Annotated in this window: 18 protein-coding genes; 8 read left to right on the forward strand and 10 right to left on the reverse strand. The window is 59.0% G+C overall.

The window, feature by feature from the left end:
• Positions 1-77: 77 nt before the first annotated feature.
• From HFK74_RS24485 to HFK74_RS24510, 6 genes are all read right to left on the reverse strand, one after another.
• A complete protein-coding gene (locus tag HFK74_RS24485; RefSeq protein WP_180205727.1) occupies positions 78-416 on the reverse strand; it encodes a HopJ type III effector protein in 339 nt (112 codons plus the stop codon).
• Entirely contained in the window at positions 409-705 is a 297-nt protein-coding gene (locus HFK74_RS24490; protein WP_180205728.1) for a DUF1244 domain-containing protein, read from the reverse strand. The genes HFK74_RS24485 and HFK74_RS24490 overlap by 8 nt, the downstream gene beginning before the upstream one ends.
• A gap of 78 nt (positions 706-783) precedes the next feature.
• The gene (gene folX, locus HFK74_RS24495) at positions 784-1155 is read right to left on the reverse strand and encodes a dihydroneopterin triphosphate 2'-epimerase (RefSeq protein WP_008054404.1); all 372 of its coding nucleotides are present in this window, start codon (positions 1153-1155) and stop codon (positions 784-786) included.
• Positions 1156-1157: 2 nt separating this feature from the next.
• A complete protein-coding gene (gene folE / locus HFK74_RS24500) occupies positions 1158-1733 on the reverse strand; it encodes a GTP cyclohydrolase I FolE (RefSeq protein ID WP_180205729.1) in 576 nt (191 codons plus the stop codon).
• A 19-nt stretch (positions 1734-1752) separates the two neighbouring features.
• Complete coding sequence (gene folM / locus HFK74_RS24505) at positions 1753-2463, reverse strand: dihydromonapterin reductase (protein WP_180205730.1); 711 nt, start codon at positions 2461-2463, stop codon at positions 1753-1755.
• 53 nt (positions 2464-2516) lie between these two features.
• Positions 2517-3086, reverse strand: a complete 570-nt coding sequence (locus HFK74_RS24510) for an antibiotic biosynthesis monooxygenase (RefSeq protein ID WP_180205731.1) — start codon at positions 3084-3086, stop codon at positions 2517-2519.
• 209 nt (positions 3087-3295) lie between these two features.
• Between HFK74_RS24510 and HFK74_RS24515 the strand changes: the two genes are divergently transcribed.
• The gene (locus HFK74_RS24515; protein ID WP_180205732.1) at positions 3296-4255 is read left to right on the forward strand and encodes a MerR family transcriptional regulator; all 960 of its coding nucleotides are present in this window, start codon (positions 3296-3298) and stop codon (positions 4253-4255) included.
• Positions 4256-4258: 3 nt separating this feature from the next.
• Here HFK74_RS24515 and HFK74_RS24520 read toward each other — a convergent pair whose 3' ends face one another.
• Positions 4259-4864 carry a hypothetical protein gene (locus tag HFK74_RS24520; protein ID WP_180205733.1) on the reverse strand — a complete coding sequence of 202 codons (606 nt, stop codon included), beginning with the start codon at positions 4862-4864 and terminating at the stop codon, positions 4259-4261.
• A gap of 64 nt (positions 4865-4928) precedes the next feature.
• Positions 4929-5393 (reverse strand): PAS domain-containing protein, encoded by a 465-nt coding sequence (locus tag HFK74_RS24525; RefSeq protein WP_180205734.1) that lies wholly within the window; start codon positions 5391-5393, stop codon positions 4929-4931.
• Between the two features lie 102 nt (positions 5394-5495).
• Here HFK74_RS24525 and HFK74_RS24530 point away from each other — a divergent pair, with 102 nt between their 5' ends.
• From HFK74_RS24530 to HFK74_RS24545, 4 genes are all read left to right on the forward strand, one after another.
• Complete coding sequence (locus HFK74_RS24530) at positions 5496-5951, forward strand: flavodoxin (protein ID WP_180205735.1); 456 nt, start codon at positions 5496-5498, stop codon at positions 5949-5951.
• 168 nt (positions 5952-6119) lie between these two features.
• Positions 6120-6902 carry a class II aldolase/adducin family protein gene (locus HFK74_RS24535; protein WP_180205736.1) on the forward strand — a complete coding sequence of 261 codons (783 nt, stop codon included), beginning with the start codon at positions 6120-6122 and terminating at the stop codon, positions 6900-6902.
• Positions 6902-7804 (forward strand): alpha/beta fold hydrolase, encoded by a 903-nt coding sequence (locus tag HFK74_RS24540; RefSeq protein ID WP_180205737.1) that lies wholly within the window; start codon positions 6902-6904, stop codon positions 7802-7804. The genes HFK74_RS24535 and HFK74_RS24540 overlap by 1 nt, the downstream gene beginning before the upstream one ends.
• 463 nt (positions 7805-8267) lie before the next feature.
• A complete protein-coding gene (locus HFK74_RS24545; protein WP_180205738.1) occupies positions 8268-9179 on the forward strand; it encodes an SDR family oxidoreductase in 912 nt (303 codons plus the stop codon).
• A 45-nt stretch (positions 9180-9224) separates the two neighbouring features.
• Here HFK74_RS24545 and HFK74_RS24550 read toward each other — a convergent pair whose 3' ends face one another.
• Together HFK74_RS24550 and HFK74_RS24555 are read right to left on the reverse strand one after the other, a co-directional pair.
• Positions 9225-9485: a hypothetical protein gene (locus HFK74_RS24550; protein WP_180205739.1), complete on the reverse strand. Its 261-nt coding sequence runs from the start codon at positions 9483-9485 to the stop codon at positions 9225-9227.
• Complete coding sequence (locus tag HFK74_RS24555; protein WP_257230418.1) at positions 9482-11632, reverse strand: S-type pyocin domain-containing protein; 2151 nt, start codon at positions 11630-11632, stop codon at positions 9482-9484. The genes HFK74_RS24550 and HFK74_RS24555 overlap by 4 nt, the downstream gene beginning before the upstream one ends.
• Before the next feature lie 700 nt (positions 11633-12332).
• On the opposite strand from HFK74_RS24555, the gene HFK74_RS24560 reads away from it, so the two are divergent.
• The 3 genes from HFK74_RS24560 (at position 12333) to HFK74_RS24570 (ending at position 18214) form a co-directional block, all read left to right on the forward strand.
• Entirely contained in the window at positions 12333-14126 is a 1794-nt protein-coding gene (locus HFK74_RS24560) for a DUF1302 domain-containing protein (RefSeq protein ID WP_180205740.1), read from the forward strand.
• A 24-nt stretch (positions 14127-14150) separates the two neighbouring features.
• A complete protein-coding gene (locus HFK74_RS24565) occupies positions 14151-15521 on the forward strand; it encodes a DUF1329 domain-containing protein (protein ID WP_180205741.1) in 1371 nt (456 codons plus the stop codon).
• 140 nt (positions 15522-15661) lie between these two features.
• A complete protein-coding gene (locus HFK74_RS24570; protein ID WP_180205742.1) occupies positions 15662-18214 on the forward strand; it encodes a LuxR C-terminal-related transcriptional regulator in 2553 nt (850 codons plus the stop codon).
• The last annotated feature ends 119 nt before the right edge of the window (positions 18215-18333 follow it).

Here is an 18333-nt window from a genome sequence, read left to right on the forward strand (position 1 = left end):
CCAGCGAAGGCGTCCGCAAGAATGACGCAAGACTCAATGGACCTTTCGCCGGCAAGCCGGCTCCTACAGGACCTCGGTCAGCGGCGGGTCAGTGGCTGTTGAGCGAACTTCACCCCGGCCAGGCCATGGGCGATCAACGCACGGATGTTGCCGTGATCGCTGCCTCCAGGTGTCGCCAGCACTGAACGGTAATGCTCGCCGAATGCCAGCAGCGCTTCTTCATCGCTCAGGCCTTCCAGCAGGGCCAGGCCCAGGGTCTTGCACGAACCTTCGTTCTGCCCGGCGGCGTTTTCCACGCCGCCATTGTTGAAGGCCTGGGGCTGGTAATCGTAGCCGGCGGCAATGAACGCCAGGGTATCGGCGAAGGCGTGTTCGCCGCTCTTGAGGCTGGCGCGCAGGGTGTTCAAATCACTCATTGGGTTTTCCTTTGGCAAACGCCGCTTGTTGTTCGGCGCTGGCTTCTTGCTGATATTGGGCTTTCCACTCGGCGTACGGCATGCCGTAGACCACTTCGCGGGCGTCATCGAGGCTGACCTCGATCTGGCGTTCATCGGCCGCTGCCTTGTACCACTTGGACAGGCAATTGCGACAGAAACCCGAGAGGTTCATCAGGTCGATGTTCTGCACATCCTTGCGGCTGTCCAGGTGAGCCACCAGCCGGCGGAAGGCGGCGGCTTCGAGCTCAAGGCGTTCTTGATCGGTCATAAGTCTCTCTGGGACAGCGTCAGCTGCAGATGAATGTCGGAGAGTCGAAGTTTACAGCTTGCCGCTTGAAGCTTGAAGCTAGCGGCTCGCTGCAAGCGTAATCGACACCGACTCGGCGAATCGCAGGGCATGGGGCTTGTCGACTTCGACTTCGGCGTACAGCACCGACTCGTTGGCCATGACCAGGTCCAGCAGTTCCTGGGTCAGGCGTTCGAGCAGGGCGAAGCGATTGCCTTCCACGTGGGCGATGATCGCCTTGGTGATGGTGCGGTAGTTCAGCGCGTGATCGATATCGTTGTCGCGCACCGCTTCCTGGGCGGCATAGAGGATGGTCAGGTTGATCAACACATCCTGCTTGTTGAGGATCTCGTCTTCGTTGATGCCAATGTAGGTGCGCAGGCACAGGTCCTTGACCCGGATGCGCGCCATGCCTGGTTGAAGTTGTGGCATTGCTACTTGCTCCGTCCAATCAATTGCAGGAACTCCTGGCGGGTGTTGCTCGACTCGCGGAAGGCGCCGAGCATCACCGAGGTGTTCATGGTCGAATTCTGTTTCTCGACGCCGCGCATCATCATGCACATGTGCTGCGCCTCGATCACCACTGCAACGCCGGCCGCGCCGGTCACTTGTTGCACGGCGTCGGCGATTTGCCGGGTGAGGTTTTCCTGGATCTGCAGGCGGCGGGCGAACATGTCCACCAGCCGCGCAATCTTCGACAGGCCCAACACCTTGCCCGTTGGAATATAAGCCACATGCGCCTTGCCGATGAAGGGCAGCAAGTGATGTTCGCAGAGGGAATAGAGTTCGATGTTGTCGACGATCACCATTTCATCGTTGTCGGACGCGAACAAGGCGCCGTTGATGATTTCCTCGACACTTTGCTCGTAACCGTGACACAGGTACTGCATGGCCTTGGCCGCGCGCAGCGGCGTATCACGCAGGCCTTCGCGGTCGGGGTTTTCACCGAGACCGATGAGGATCTCGCGATAGTTCTGTGACAGGCGGTTCTGGGGTAGGGAAAGCGTCATGGAAGATCCTCAGGGACACTTATTTGATGTGCCTTCCGCCGTTGACGGTCAGGGTCGTGCCGGTGACATAAGGGTTATCGAGCAGATAACGCAGGCTTTGGTAGATCACTTCGCTGCCAGGCTCGATGCCCAGCGCGGATTTGGCCAGTACCTTGGCGCGATAGGCTGCATCGTCGTCGGCATTGAACATTAGCAGGGCGGGCGCGATCCCGTTGACCTTGATGGCGGGCGCGTATTTGGCGGCGAAGGACAGGGTCAGGCTGTCGAGCCCGGCTTTGCTGGCACAGTAGCCGATGTGCTTGCTGCTGCCCTTGCGGGTCACGTCATCGCTGATGTGCACGATGTCGGCGGGGCTTGAGCGTTCGAGCAGGTCAGCGCAGTGCAGGTTGATCAGGTAGGGCGCCAGCATGTGCACGTTGAACATGCGGGTAAATGCCGTGGCATCGGTGTCCGGGGTCTCGGCCAGCCATTCGGAGGCGTTATGGATAATCGCCCGCAGGCTGTCGGTGTGTGTTTTCAGTTCACTGATGAAGGTGAGGACCCCGGCTTCGCTTGAGAAGTCCGCGAACAGCCCGATGGCCCCCAGGTCGCGCAGGGTTTGTACGCCGGGACGTTCGCTGCGGTAACTGAAAATCACGTGATGGCCGTCTTCGAGCAATCGCTGCGCGCAATGCAAGCCGACACGCTGGCCGGCACCGGTGATCAGAATGGGGGCTGCGGAAGAGGTCATGAACGGCTCGCATCGCGGTAAGAGCAAAACTATACCAGCGACGAGCCGTGAGCCTACAGGTTTTGGGTGCTCGGTTGCGCTGGCAACGGCCGCGTGGGCGCACTGTTCAGCCAGTTGGCCAACAGACGGGTCGACAACGGAATGAAGAAGTAGACCATCAACGGTGTCAGGCACAGGGTGCTGATCAGCACGCGAGGCAATAACGTCATCTCGCCAAGCAACGGCCCAAGCACAAAATTGAACAACAGGGACACCGGAAAGAACGCCAGCCAGATCGCAACGGCCTGTTTCCAGCGCGGCGGGCGCTGTCCTGCCGCGCCGAACCAGCCTTCGATGCCACTGACTCGATGCTCAGTCGGGTGGGCAAACAAATCGCTGCCACGGGCCAGCCAGGCGGTACGCGAAGCGGAGTGCTCCCAGGCGTGCAGTGTCGGTTCGTCGGCGAAGCGGAAAATGATCTGGAATTCGTTATCGCCGGGTGGCGGAGCGAGTACGCCGGAGCCCAGGTAGCCGGGGAAGTCGGTGGCCAGTTGTTCGCCTTCGCGCAACCAGGTCATCAGGTCCTGATAGCGCCCATCGGCGACGCGACGCGCAACCATCAGCGTGACGGGGGAGGTAGACATCATGTATCTCCGTAAACAAATGCGTCGCTCCGGATAGGAGTTTCGCCAGGCGCAGCGCCGGGGTGGTGGGCTGCATCTTGGAACAAGCAAATAGTATTCCCGATTCTACCTGCGACGTCGGTGACCCCGGTAACAATCTATTTCTTGAATGATTGAGGTGAAGCGGAGGTAGAATGGGACCTGATTAATACATGGACGTAGGCTTATAAATGCCTGTCTTGACCGACGTTGCCCCGGATGTGTCGCCGGCGCTCTCCCTGGAACGGGAAGAGCTTTTTCCGATACGCGAAGTGGCGCGGCTGACCGGTGTGAACCCGGTCACGCTTCGCGCGTGGGAGCGACGTTATGGCCTGATCGTGCCCACTCGCACCGAAAGCGGTCACCGCCTGTATTCGATGCACGACATCGAGCGGGTCCGCAGCATCCTCAACTGGATCGAACGCGGTGTGGCGGTCAGCAAGATCGGCAAGATCCTGGCCAAGGCTGCGCCATTACAGGCACTGGCTCACATCATCACCAGCGATCTGGTGCAGGCGGATTACGCGCAGTGGCAGCAACAGCTTGCAGCCGCGGTCAGTGCCTTTGACGACATCCGGCTGGAGCAGGTCTACGGACAGATTTTTTCCAGTTACTCCCAGCCGGTGGTTTTCCAGGACATCCTGCTTCCGCTATGGCGGCAATTGCTGCAGCGCCAGGAGATGTTTGGCCGGGCCAGCGAATGGTTGTTCCTCGATGGTTTCCTGCGCTCGCGGGTGGTTCAGCGCCTGCTGCTGATCCGTGACAGGCACCCCAAGCGAGTCATCATCAGCGCGTTGGCAGGCCAGTGTCGCGAACTTGAGTTGCTGATCGCCGCCCTGTTCCTGGCCAACGATCAAATGGGGGTACGGGTGCTGACCACCGGGCAACCGTTCGACGAACTGACCCTGGTCTGCGAGCGGATCAAGCCCCGGGCGTTGGTGCTGTTTTCCAATCACGTTCCCGCCCCTGACTTGCCGCGGCGTCTGAATCGCTTGGCGATGAGCCTGGATTGCCCCTTGTTGCTGGCCGGTGAGGCTTGTGACCTGGCGCAGGAAAGCCTCGCCGGGTCTTCGATCGGCTGTCTGGGTAACGAGGGCTTGGTCATGCGCCAGCGCCTCAGCCAGTTTCTGGCCGGCAGCCTGGATACCTGAGAATCAGAGGTGCAGGGTAGGATGGGTCAGGCGATGCTGTTGCAGGATGAACTGGCGCAGGCGCTCGGTTTCGTCCAGGTCGTTCTGGCTCAGCTGGTAGGCATGGAAACCCTGTTCGGTTTCTTTTTCGAGGGTCCCGCGCAGGGCGATTCGCTCATAGCCTGAGGGGCTGAACCACAGGGCGAAGTGCTTGGGTGCCTTGGTCTTGTTGCGAATCTCCAGCAGAACCCCTTTGAACGAAACTTCGTGCACCCACAGGGTGCCGGGTTGGCCCTTGGCGTTTTCCAGCGCCACCGGCTCGTCGAGCACCAACCGCCATGGCCGCACCGATGGCCCGCCTTCATAAATGCTGGGTACGCCCAGGCGCAGATGCATCGCATGAAACTCGTCTTCCACCAGGTGCAGGGGGAAGGTCATTTGCTGGTTTTCGAAGTTGGCTTGAAGAGTGACCTGCTCATGCGCTGCCAGGCGCGTGAGCAGGTCACGGATCTGCGACCCACCATTGACGAGCAGGCTCGACGTCGCATCCCGCACATTCAGCTGCGGGTTATGTTGCATGGTCTGGATGAAATCCAGCTCATCCTGGGTCAGGAGCGCGTCGCGTTGCATGGTGGGCTCGAAAGATTTAGTTACAGGCACTGGTGATTGTAGTTAATGACAATTGATTCGCTGTTTAGTTTTTGCCGTTCGTCGCTTTGAGCGCATCAAGCTCGGCCTGGACTTCTGCCAATTGCGCTTCCAGCTGCACCACCCGCTGCTGTGCCTTGACCTGTATGGTCACGTCCTTCTGCACGCCAATAAAATAAACCTGGTCGTCATTCGGATTTTTCACCGTTGAAAGCGACAGTTCGTTCCAGAACGGAGTGCCGTCCTTGCGATAGTTACGCAGGATTTCCCGGCAGCTGCCTTCACTGTTCAGCGCATCACGAATCTTCGACAGGGCTTCCTGATCGCGGTCGCCTGACTGCAGGAAGCGGCAGTCCTGGTAGAGGATTTCTTCACTGGTGTAACCGGTCAGGCGTTCGAATGCCGGGTTGACGTAGATCAGGATCTTGTCCTGATCGCCTTCCTTTTCGGCAATCACGATACCGTCGTTGGAGGCATTGATCGCCAGCTGCAGCAGTTTCGCGTTGATCATCGGTGAAACCCTTCCTTGTTGGTTGTCTGTGGGATTCTAAAAGAACAATGCAGGCCGTGCTGTTAATATCCCGGTCTTTTATTCCGCTTCAGGATCAGATTGATGAAAGTCGCCATCATTTCCGGCTCGGTGTACGGCACGGCTGAAGAAGTTGCCCGTCACGCCGCCAGTATTTTGAAAACCGCCGGTTTCGAAACCTTGCACAACCCCCGGGCAAGCCTTGCCGATCTTCAGGCTTTCGCTCCCGAGGCCTTGCTGGCGGTGACCTCGACCACCGGCATGGGCGAGCTACCGGACAACCTGCAACCCCTGTACTCGATGATTCGCGACCAGTTGCCCGCCGCCTGGAGAGGCTTGCCGGGGGCCGTGATCGGCCTGGGCGATGCCAGCTATGGCGATACCTTTTGCGGCGGTGGCGAGCTGATGCGGGAGTTGTTTGGTGAGCTGGGTGTTCGCGAAGTCCTGCCGATGCTGCGCCTGGATGCCAGTGAAAGCGTGACCCCGGAAACGGATGCCGAGCCCTGGCTGGCGGAACTGGTCGACGCGCTGCGAGGCTGATCGACAACGCGAGTGCAACCGGCAGCCAGGCGATGGATCCCGACTCTTTGAGTCACTGACTCGCTCGGCCATCAAGCTGGCTGCCAATGCAACTACGCGAACCTCGGAGGGTGACTAGACTCGGTAGTCATTGGAAACACTCCATAATAAAAACCGAGGTTCCTTGCCGTGAGCGTAGCCCCCGTCCAGTCCTCCTCCAGCGTCAAAGACCAGGTCAGCGCTGCCGAGTGGCAGACCCGCGTCGACCTGGCTGCCTGCTACCGCCTGGTCGCCCAGCATGGCTGGGACGATCTGATTTTCACCCACATCTCCGCCAAGGTGCCGGGCACCGAAGACTTTCTGATCAACCCCTACGGCCTGATGTTCCACGAAATTACCGCGTCGAGCCTGGTCAAGGTCGATCAGGCCGGCAACAAGTTGATGGACAGCCCCTACGAGATCAACCCGGCGGGCTACACCATCCATAGCGCGGTGCACGAGGTTCGCCACGATGTGGTGTGTGTGCTGCACACCCATACGGCTTCGGGCGTGGCGGTGTCGGCGCAGCGGCAAGGCATTTTACCGATCAGCCAGCAGTCGCTGTTTGTCCTGTCGAGCCTGGCGTATCACGCCTACGAAGGGGTTGCGCTCAACCACGAGGAAAAGGCGCGACTGCAAGCCGACCTCGGTGCGAACAATTTCCTGATGCTGCACAACCACGGCCTGCTGACCTGCGGCGCCAGCATCGCCGACACCTTCCTGATGATGTTTATCTTTCAACGCGCCTGTGACATCCAGGTCATGGCGCAGAACGGTGGGGCCGAACTGATTGCCATCGAACCGCAGATTCTGGCGGGTGCCAAGGCGATGATCGCCGGTGTCACCAAAAGTGCTCAAGGAATGGGCGGAGCGCTGGCCTGGCCGGCGCTGCTGCGCAAGCTCGATAAACTGGACCCGGGATACAAACTCTAATGCCACTCGCCGAGATTCCCCTGAGTGTCTGGCGCAAGCGCAGCCAGACTTTCATGTTCCATGGCCAGGCCATTCGTTACTGGACGGCGGGGCAGGGTGAGCCGTTGTTGCTCATCCATGGCTTCCCGAGCGCCAGTTGGGACTGGCATTACCTTTGGCAACCCTTGGCCCAGCGCTATCGGGTGATTGCCTGTGACATGCTCGGTTTCGGCGACTCGGCCAAACCGGTGGATCACGAGTACAGCCTGCTGGAGCAGGCCGATCTGCAGCAGGCGCTACTGGCGCATCTGAGGGTCGAGCAACCGTTGCACCTGCTTGCCCATGACTACGGCGACAGCGTGGCCCAGGAACTGCTGGCGCGGCATTACGAAGCGCGCATCAACCTCGCAAGCTGCGTGTTCCTCAATGGCGGGCTGTTCCCCGAAACCCATCGCCCGGTGCTGATGCAAAAACTCCTGCTCAGCCCGCTGGGATGGATGATCGGCCGTGCTTTCAGTCGCGATGGCCTGGTGAAGAGTTTTCGCCAGATCTTCGGCCCGCAGACCCGTCCCAGCGAGAGCCAGATGGATGATTTCTGGAGCCTGGTCGAAAGCAATCACGGGCCACGGGTCATGCATAAATTGATCGCCTACATCCCCGAGCGGCGAACCTGGCGCGAGCGTTGGGTAAGCGCGATGCAGCGCGGCGAAGTACCTCTGCGGGTGATCGATGGCGAGGTCGATCCGATCTCCGGCGCGCACATGGTCGCGCGCTACCGTGAGCTGATACCCAACCCGGACGTGGTCCTGCTCAGCGACATCGGCCATTACCCGCAGATCGAAGCGCCGTGCCAGGTGCTCAAGCACTACCTGGCCTTTCGCGACCAATCGATCTCACCGCCGCTCAAGGTGGCTTGTTCGTAGGAACCTGGGAGCCGGCTTTGAACATTGCGCCGGTCTTCCGGGCATTCTCGCCCCTGTAGGAGCCCGGCTTGCCGGCGAAGGCGTCCTTGAACATTGCGCTTAACTTTCGGACGCTTTCGCCTGTAGGAGCCCGGCTTGCCGGCGAAGGCGTCCTCGAACATTGCGCTGAACGTTCGGACGCCTTCGCCTGTAGGAGCCCGGCTTGCCGGCGAAGGCATCCTTGAACATTGCGCTGAACGTTCGGACGCCTTCGCCTGTAGGAGCCCGGCTTGCCGGCGAAGGCGTCCTTGAACATTGCGCTGAACGTTCGGACGCCTTCGCCGGCAAGCCGGGCTCCTACAAAGGCCTAACTCATCATCCCCCTACCTTATCGCACACCATTCAGCCTCCCCCCTGTTCATTGTGACCCGTAGCGCCGTGCCTGAAACTCCAGGCCAATGTCCCTGGCCTGCTGGAGTTCCCCATGAATGAGTCTGTGCGTTTCGAAGATAAAGTCGTGATCATCACCGGTGCGGGTGGCGGCCTGGGACGGGCGCACGCACTGTTGTTCGCCAAACAGGGCGCCAAGGTCCTGGTCAACGACCTCGGCGGCTCGACCCAGGGCGAAGGCGCCAATGCCTCGGCGGCAGACCGCGTGGTCAACGAAATTCGCGACGCGGGCGGCACCGCCGTGGCCAACCACGACTCTGTCACCGACGGCGACAAGATCGTCCAACACGCCCTCGACGCCTTCGGCCGCGTCGACGTGGTGGTCAACAACGCCGGCATCCTGCGCGACAAGACCTTCCACAAGATGGAAGATGCCGACTGGGACCTGGTTTACCGCGTCCACGTCGAAGGCGCCTACAAAGTCACCCGCGCCGCCTGGCCGCACCTGCGCGAGCAAAACTACGGGCGGGTGATCTTCACTGCATCCACCTCCGGCATCTACGGCAACTTCGGCCAGTCCAACTACGGCATGGCCAAGCTCGGCCTCTACGGCCTGACCCGCACCCTGGCCATCGAAGGCCGCAAGAACAACATCCTGGTCAACGCCATCGCCCCCACCGGCGGCACCCGCATGACCGAAGGCCTGATCCCGCCGCAAGTGTTCGAACAACTCAAACCGGAACTGGTCAGCCCGCTGGTGGTGTACCTGGCCAGCGAAAACTGCCAGGAAACCTCCGGGCTGTTCGAAGTCGGCGGCGGCTGGATGGGCAAAGTGCGCTGGGAGCGTAGTCTCGGCGCCGGGTTTGATCCGCGGGTGGGTTTCTCGCCAGAAGATGTGGCGGCGCATTGGCAACAGATTTGTGATTTCGAGGGCGCGGCGCATCCGAAGGACAATATTGAGGCGCTGAAGGAGATGATGGGGAATTTGCAGAAGTATTCGATTTAAGTGTTTAGATGCCCAAGCCGCAAGGTGCGGCTTGGGTGTCATTTTTTACTCGGCGTAGCGTTTTTCTATGACGAACTGGGGTGCTTTCCAGTTGGGCCCTTTGTTTGACAGTCCTTTTTCTCCTTTCACTAGCACACCCTTTTCATACAGTCGCGCATAGGAAATTTGAAGTTCTCCGTGCCGGATGGCTTCAGGCTTATAGCGACATATCATCATGTCTAAGTGTGGTTGAGCTTTAATCAAAGCGAAAACTGTAACGATATCGTCTAAAGATTCGTTGTTGACAACTCGTTCAATGTTGCTCATTTCCACATCTCCTTCAGAAGTCGTTGAAAGTCGCGTTCATCTTGTTCCGCTGCAGCGGCTAGCGCTTCCGGCGTGTACAGCAGTGATGGATCATCTTTCAATTTGAAGTCTTCCAAAGTCGCAGTATGAACATTGTTCCATACAGGGGAGTCTGGATCCGGCATTTCAGTATCGCCATAACCCAGAGCTTTAAATCGTTCAAACTCTCTGATCTCGTGAGTATAGTAACGTTTGTCCGTGTCGGTCATCTCAAGCACTCCTCGGAGAATCCTTTTCAAGCGATCGATCATCACGTCGTTGGCATCAGACTGAAGGAATTTTGAGGTGTGCAATTTCACGATAGTGAGCCCTTCTTGTGAAGTAGAGGCAGATGCCCATTCTAAATCCGCATTTGGTCCACCTGATTCCTGAGGGTTGAAATCTCGACCGCTGTTTTCCCCTTCTACAATTGCACCTTCATAAGGTGTATTGAACACCACAAACTGAGGCGGAATCCCAGACTCGGTCGGGAATACATAAATGAAACCTCCAAAGCTATAGAGATCCAGCTCCGGGTTTTCGTCGATCCTTCCTTCGAGGGCGGTTGCGGTAGCTCCGGTGTAGGGCGCGACGTCCGGTTGTGCCGCAGGAAGAGCTGTTGATGCATCGCCCGGGCTGACAATTGGCGTCCATGTCATGCCGGGCGAATGGGCGGTTGCGCTCTCGCTCCTGTAAACATTCAGAGCCGGATCGTAGGTCGCGAAACGCACCGGTACTTTGCGCGACACCGAGGTGCCATTCGTGGCAGCTACGGAAAACTCTGTGGTGTTATCCACAGACCGGGAGCCGATCGCGACCGGCAGTTCGATGTCTCCATTGGCCTGGGCGATGGCATTCAGTGCGTCGGCGTCGTAGGTCGTTAAATCCGAGAGCGGCACGCTCAAGGCGTACGATTCTTTGTTGTCCCGCAGTGCGTAATAAACAAGCGCTGCGACGCCAACAACTATCACGACGCCTGACGCTGTCCCGACGGCTGCTGCCAACGCCGTGATTGCAGTGGCTGCGGCCGAACGCAGAGCAGTCCTGATTGCGAGGTTGGTGACCGCATCGACTGCCAGGGTTCCTGCTGCAACGGTGAACACCGGACCGCTTGCCGCCGCCGCGCCCGATACAGGAAATGGACGAATACCTTTGGCGGCATTCTGCGACTGCGTTGCTTTGATGCTTGCTTCTTCCTCGGCTTGTCGCTGCCTTTCCAGACGGAGTTGCTCGGCTAGTCGTTGAACCTCGGCCTCGGCTTCAAGGCGAGCCCGTTCAGCAGCGATGTACTGTGCAGCAGCCTCAGCGGCAATCCGGGCTTGTTCGGCAGCCACTCTCTCGGCTTCTGCTAAAGCTGCTAAACGTGTCTGTTCTCGCAACTGAGCCTCAACCTCCGCCTTTAGGCGTGCTTCTTCAGCAGCGACACGTTGTGCTTCACGTTCCGCTTCCAGGCGCGCCTGTTCAGCAGCAACCCTTTGTTCTTGTGCTTGTGCACCGGCAAGAAGGTTCTGTACATGTCCGAGCTGATTGTTTAAAAGCTGAATCTGCTCCGTCAGCAGCTTTGCAGAGTAGCCAGCCTTGTAGGACGCAACCCATTTTGAGTAATCGGGGCCATACGGAATAACGGCCTTGTTCAGGGTTTTAGCCCTGGCTAGATAATCGGCAAAGTTTGTATTGAGAGGGCTGTGCCCATAAAAGTCATTCGCCAGTACTGTTTGAGTGTGCCGTTCAGCGGTCTTTTGTTGTATTAATACGTTTCTGACGTTCAGTTCGTGCTGGTAGGCTTGAGCGGTGGTGGCAGCTGCTGTCGGGTATTGAGCTCTTACATTGGCAAGGTCGGTTTCAGTTGACGCGGATAAATTTCCGAAATTGGCCTCATAAGCGGCTTTGACGGACAGTTCCGTAGCTCTTATTTTGTCCCCGGTCTCGCGTCTTAGCCCTTCTGTGTTTGTAATGCCAGAGCCCATTCCTCCAGCTCGTGTTGGTGGAATGCGAAAACCACCGCCGTGAGGGTTTTTCCCTGGTTTCGGTTGTGCTCCTACATAAGTTGTTTCTAAATGAACTGTGCGATCTTCTCCTCGGATATCAATTGGCGGCAGGGGAAATGGTGGTCCTTGTTTCTCTGACATTGGTTATTCTTCCTTGTGCGTGATTAATCGGTGCTGCCGAATAATGCTACGTCAGGAATGTTTGGGACGGGGCTGAGGTGGTTGTGAGTTGTTACATATAAAGTTGAAAGGGTTTTCGCAGTATCAGATGCGCAAGCAGAAAATTCCCACGCATTAAAAGACATTTCTTATGCAGTTATAGGAGGTGTCTCGTAGTATGTGTTTTTAATTAAAAGTGGGTGGGCCGATACCGCAGAACCCAGCGCCCATAAAAAAGGCCGCTGCAAACGCAGCGGCCAAAGAAGACGTTGGATCCAGGAGCTACAAATCAACGTCGATGTACACGGGGTGATGACTCGATACGTTCAAATCATCTGAAATCTGTCGCGAACGGCGAAGGCGCAATGCCTTTCGTTGCTGCGCGCTTTGCGGTGGTTGTCCCGAAAGCGCAGGGCAAGAATAAGTCTTTGCCGGCAAAGGAAAAATAGCGATCAGGGAGATGCACCGTTACCGCTGGCGCAACAGTCCCGCCTGGCAGCAGCCTAGACCATGTTTGCAATTGATGCCGCCACATCCAGTGTGTCTATACCCCGTGCAATCCCCCCGTTCCATGCAGGCATTCATCCTTTGGAGCGACACCACGAATACCTCCTTGGTGCGCTTATCGCTCCCGGCGTGCGGCAGTAGGGTGTGGCCTTCTGTCACTCACCGGGGAAGACGCATGACAAAAACAACAATGCGCGCCATCTTCACACCGCAGGCACTGGCCGTTGCGGTGGCCTTGGGGTGCTGTGCCCAGGCGCAGGCGCTTTCATTCAACATTGGGGAAATCGAGGGCACGTTCGACTCTTCGCTGTCGGTCGGTGCGAGCTGGGGCATGCGTGATGCCGATGATGCCCTGGTCGGCATCGTCAACGGCGGCAGCGGGCAGGCGTCGACCGGTGACGACGGGCGGCAGAATTTCGGCAAGGGTGAAACCTTCTCGAAGATTTTCAAGGGCATTCACGACCTCGAGTTGAAGTACGGCGACACCGGTGTGTTCGTCCGTGGCAAGTACTGGTACGACTTCGAATTGAAAGACGAAGACCGGCCTTTCAAGCCGATCAGCGATCACAATCGCAAAGAGGGTTCCAAGTCGTCCGGTGGGCAAATCCTCGACGCCTTCGTCTATCACAACTACTCCATCGCCGACCTGCCGGGCACGGTGCGCGCCGGCAAGCAGGTGGTCAGTTGGGGTGAAAGCACCTTCATCGGCAATTCGATCAACAGCATCAATCCGGTCGACGTGTCCGCCTTCCGTCGTCCCGGTGCCGAGATCAAGGAGGGCCTGATTCCGGTCAACATGCTGTTTGCCTCCCAGGGCCTGACCGACAAGTTGACGGTGGAAGGCTTCTATCAACTGGAGTGGGACCAGACCGTCGTCGATAACTGCGGCACCTTCTTCGGCGTCGACGTGGTGGCCGATGGTTGCAACAAGGGCTACACCGTGGCCAGCCCGGCCATTGCGCCATTGCAGCCGATTGCCGCCGCCTTTGGCCAGGGTTTCGAGGTCACTAGCGAAGGCGTGGTCGTTCCCCGTGGCGGCGACCGTGATGCCCGCGATTCGGGGCAGTGGGGCACGGCGTTGCGCTGGTTGGGGGACGACACCGAGTACGGTCTGTACTTCATGAACTATCACAGTCGCACGCCGAATGTGGGTACGACAACGGCCGGTCTCGCGACGCTGGCGAGCATTCCGCGCATCGTCGCCACCGCCAATGCCATCGCCCCCGGCACGGGTTCGGCACTGGCGCAAAGCGTGATGCTCGGTCGCGGCCAGTATTACCTTGAATACCCGGAAGACATTCGCCTGTATGGCGCGAGCTTCTCCACCACCTTGCCCACCGGCACGGCGTGGACCGGCGAGATCAGCTATCGCCCCAACGCGCCGGTGCAGGTCAACACCAACGACCTGACCCTGGCGATGCTCAACCCGATCGCCGGCGGCGCGGCGTCGCCGATTGCGACTTCGCCTGGCGCCGACAACAAAGGCTACCGTCGCAAGGAAGTGACCCAGATCCAGAGCACCCTGACGCACTTCGTCGATCAGATCGCGGGTGCGGATCGCCTGACCCTGGTGGGTGAAGCCGCAGTGGTTCACGTCGGCGGCCTGGAGTCGCGCAGCCAGTTGCGCTACGGCCGGGACTCGGTGTACGGGCAATACGGTTTCGGCGGCGATACCGATGGTTTCGTAACCTCGACCTCCTGGGGTTATCGCGCCCGCGCCATCCTCGATTACAACAACGTCGTCGCCGGGATCAATTTCCGTCCCAACCTGTCGTGGTCCCACGACGTCGCGGGCTACGGCCCCAACGGGCTGTTCAATGAAGGTGCCAAGGCCGTCAGCCTCGGCGTCGATGCGGACTACCGCAACACCTATACCGCAAGCCTCAGTTACACCGACTTCTTCGGGGGTGACTACAACGTGCTCGAAGACCGCGATTTCGTGGCGTTGAGCTTTGGCGTGAACTTCTGACCTGGCTGAAAGAGGATGAATTCTATGCGCAAGATGATTCTGCAATTGGGCAGCGCCCTGGCCTTGAGTCTGCTGGCCGTCAACGTGATGGCGGCGGTATCGGCGGAGGAAGCGAACAAGCTCGTTACCAGCCTCACACCGCTGGGCGCCGAGAAGGCCGGTAACGCCGCTGGGTCGATCCCGCCGTGGACCGGCGGCATTGCAAAAAATGCAGGTGCCGTGGACAGCAAGGGCTTCCTGGCCGATCCGTTCGCCAATGAAAAACCCTTGTTCATCATCACCGCGGCCACGGTGGACCAGTACAAGGACAAGCTGTCCGATGGCCAGGTCGCAATGTTCAAGCGCTACCCGGAGACCTACCGGATCCCGGTCTACCCGAGCCATCGCACCGCGGCGCTGCCGCCGGAAGTTTATGAGGCGGCCAAGCGCAGCGCACTGAATGTGACGCCGACCAATGACGGCAACGGCCTGGCCAATTTCACCGGCAATCGTTACTACGCCTTTCCGATTCCGAAGAACGGGGTCGAGGTGATCTGGAACCACATCACCCGTTATCACGGCGGTAACCTGCGTCGCACCATTACCCAGGCAACGCCCCAGTCCAATGGCGATTTCACGGTCATCCGCTTCAAGGACGAAGTGGCGGTGCCGTCGCTGCTGGGTGACCTCAAGCCTGGCAGCGATGAAAACGTGCTCAACTATTTCAAGCAGGAAGTGACCGCACCAGCCCGTCTGGCGGGCAACGTGCTGCTGGTGCACGAAACCCTCGACCAGGTCCAGGAACCCCGCAAGGCCTGGATCTACAACGCAGGCCAGCGCCGGGTTCGACGGGCGCCACAAGTGGCCTATGACGGCGTCGGCACCTCCTCCGATGGCTTGCGCACCACCGACAACTTCGACATGTTTTCCGGAGCGCCGGATCGCTATGACTGGAAGCTGATCGGCAAGAAGGAAATGTACATCCCCTACAACAGCTACAAACTTGACTCGCCCGACCTCAAGTACACGGACGTGATCAAGGCCGGGCACATCAACCAGGACCTGACCCGCTATGAGCTGCACCGGGTCTGGGAGGTCGTCGCCACGGTCAAGCCCAATGAGCGGCATGTGTATGCCAAGCGCCACATGTACATCGATGAGGACACCTGGCAGGTGGCCCTGGCCGATCACTACGACGGTCGTGGCCAGCTCTGGCGGGTGGCCGAAGGGCACGCACAGTTCTACTACGATCATCAGGTCCCGGCCTACACGGTCGAAGCGCTGTATGACCTGATCGCCGGTCGTTACATCGCCTTGGGGATGAAGAATGAGGAGAAGCGCAGCTTCGAATTCAACATCGCCGCCAAAGCAGGGGACTACACACCGGCGGCGCTACGGAGCACAGGTGTGAGGTAGATTTCCTACAGTGGATACACAAAAAGGTGACCTCGTGGTCACCTTTTTTATAGGGGTTGATCAGTGTGTTGAATACTTCTTCAACAAGCGCTCAACAGAGGACTAGGGTGGCGCCACAAAAATAAAAAAGGCGCACCACTATGACCGCCATGACGACGTGTCTGGACCGTCCTGGACTCCTGCCTCGATTGTCTCCCCATCACTTGTATCGCGCGCGTCTGGTCGAGCCGTTGCTGGCCTCGACGGCGCGGGTGAAATTGCTCTGTGCATCGCCCGGCAGTGGCAAGAGTGCGCTGCTCGCCGAATGCATGTTGAACGCGCCGGCAACCTGTGAGGTTCGCTGGCTGCCCTTGGCGGGGGAAGCGATCAGTGTGGATGGCTTTTGCCAACGCCTGGCTCAGACGCTGGGACTGGCAACGTCGGATGAGTCTGTGTTGTTGAACTACCTGGCTCGATTACCGACAGCCACCTGGCTGTTTATCGATGATTATTGCCGTGTTCCTCACCCGGAGCTGGACCTGTTGCTCGACCGGTTGCTGGCCGGCAGCAGCCCGATGATCACCTGGTGGCTGAGCGGACGGCGGCGCCCGCAATGCAACTGGCCGCGGTTACTGCTCGATGATGAACTGTACGAGGGCGAGTGCGCTGAGCTGGCGTTCAATCAAGGTGAAATCGAAAAGCTGTTGCATCACCTGGAACCGGCCCAGGCCGCGAAAGGTGCCGAGAGGATTTTTCGCCACAGTGGTGGCTGGTGCGCCGGGGTGCGGATTGCGCTGCTGCAAAAATGCGACTGGACGCGCCACGACACCCTCCATGGTCGACCGGATACCCTGCACGACTACCTTGAGCATGAACTCTTTGCCAACCTGACACCGGAACTTGCCGAAGCCTGGCGGGTGCTGGCGTTGTTGCCGCGATTCAACGCCCGGCTCAGCGATCACCTGTTCGGCGCTGGCGAGGGCGCGCAATACTTGAGTGCGTTGCAGGCGCTGGGCTGTTTCATCGAACCCTGGCAAGACTCGACAGACTGGTTGCAGATCTTCACTCCACTGGCCTTGTTGATGCGCGATGAACAATGGCCGGCCGGCCGTTTCTGGCATCGTCGCGCCTGTCAGTGGTTCGTCGCTGAACAGGACTGGAAGGCCGCGTTCGAACAGGCGTTGCTGGCGCAAGAGTTCGAGGTCGCAGTCAGCCTGTTGCAGCATTTCAGTTTCGAGCAGTTGTTCGAAGAGCAGACCGTGGTACTGCTGCTGCGTTTACACGAGCAACGCGGCGAGGAATTGCTGTTCGGCTCGCCGCAACTGGTCGGCCTGATCACCGCGGCCCTGTTGTTTGCCGGGCGGTTCGAGCGGGCGGGCGAATGCATCGAACAGTTGTCACGCTTCACGCCCCAGCCGTCGGCAACCCTCCAACGGCAATTGATCGCACGTTGGCAGTCTCAACAAGGTTGGCTGATGCATTTGCAGGGGCGCATGGAGGCTTCACGGGCACACTTTCTCGACGCGCTGGGCGAACTCGACCCCGAGTGCTGGACTGCCCGGCTGATGTGCCTGTCCGGTTTGACGCAACAGGCATTGCTGCGGGGCGAACTTGATGTCGCCCAGGCGCTTAATCGCGAAGCGTTGTGCCTCGCCCGGGCGCAAGGATCACTGGTATTCGAAGGGCTGCTGGAACTCGATCACGCCCAGTTGCTCGAACAGCGCGGAGCGTCCTGCAGGGCCGATGACCTCCTCGCCAACATGCACAGCCTGCTGTGCCGGCAGCATTCGAATGCCGAACCCTTGTTGGGACGGATCGCCCTGCGTCGTGGCCGATTGAACTTGAGTCTGGGTCGGGAGCAGCAGGCGGCCCTGTACTTCGAGAGCGGCCTGCAGATCTGCTTGCGCAGCCACGACAAGCGAGCGTTGTATGGTTTTCTGGGGCTGGCACAACTGGCGGCCAATCGCCTGGATTACGCCCAGGCTTTCGACCTGTTGCGTGACGCCGAACGATTGATGCAACAACGGCGGATTCCCGAGACGGTCTATCGTGGTGTTTTGCTGCACACCAGTATCCATTTCTGGTTGCAACAAGGGCGAACGGAACTGGCTCACCAGGCCCTGACACGGGTGCTGCGCCACTACCACGGCGCCAGTGCACGCCAGGCCCCACCAGCAACGCTGGAGCTGGTAGAAAGCCTGGAATATCTGCTGGTCCTGACCGAGGTTTACCTGGGGCAGGCGCAAACGCCTCTGGAGCAGCTTGAAGCTCAACTGCAACGGGCCAGCCGGCGGGGTATGGCAGCACTGCAAGCGCAATTGCATCTTGCCTTGGCTGAAGTCGCCTGGCTTAGAGGCGACCCGGACATTGCCCGGCAATCACTGGCGCAAGGTTTGGCTCTGGTTGAACGGTGCAACCTGCAACAGGCGTTGCGCGATTTGCAGTTGCGCCAGCCGCAGTTGCCGCAAGGCATTGGCCTGACCGCGCGCGATGATCACCAGGCACCGGGTGCCGCCCAAAACCGCTTGAGCCAGCGTGAAATACAGGTGCTGCGGTTAGTGGCGCAGGGCAACTCCAATCAACAAATTGCCGATCTGTTGTTCATTTCCTTGCATACGGTCAAGACCCATGCGCGACGTATCAACGGGAAGTTGGGGGTGGAGCGCAGAACCCAGGCCGTGGCCAAGGCGAAAGCATTGGGTATTGTTACTTGATGTACGAATTGTCAGGTGCTTTGTCTGTTCATGAATGCATACAAGTTTCGTGGTGTGCTTCGATGGCGGGAGTGATTATATGTTTTGAGTCGCCCCGGTAGTTCTAGTCGTTCAGTTTG

This window comes from Pseudomonas sp. SbOxS1 (assembly GCF_013416725.1).
Classification (GTDB): Bacteria; Pseudomonadota; Gammaproteobacteria; order Pseudomonadales; family Pseudomonadaceae; genus Aquipseudomonas.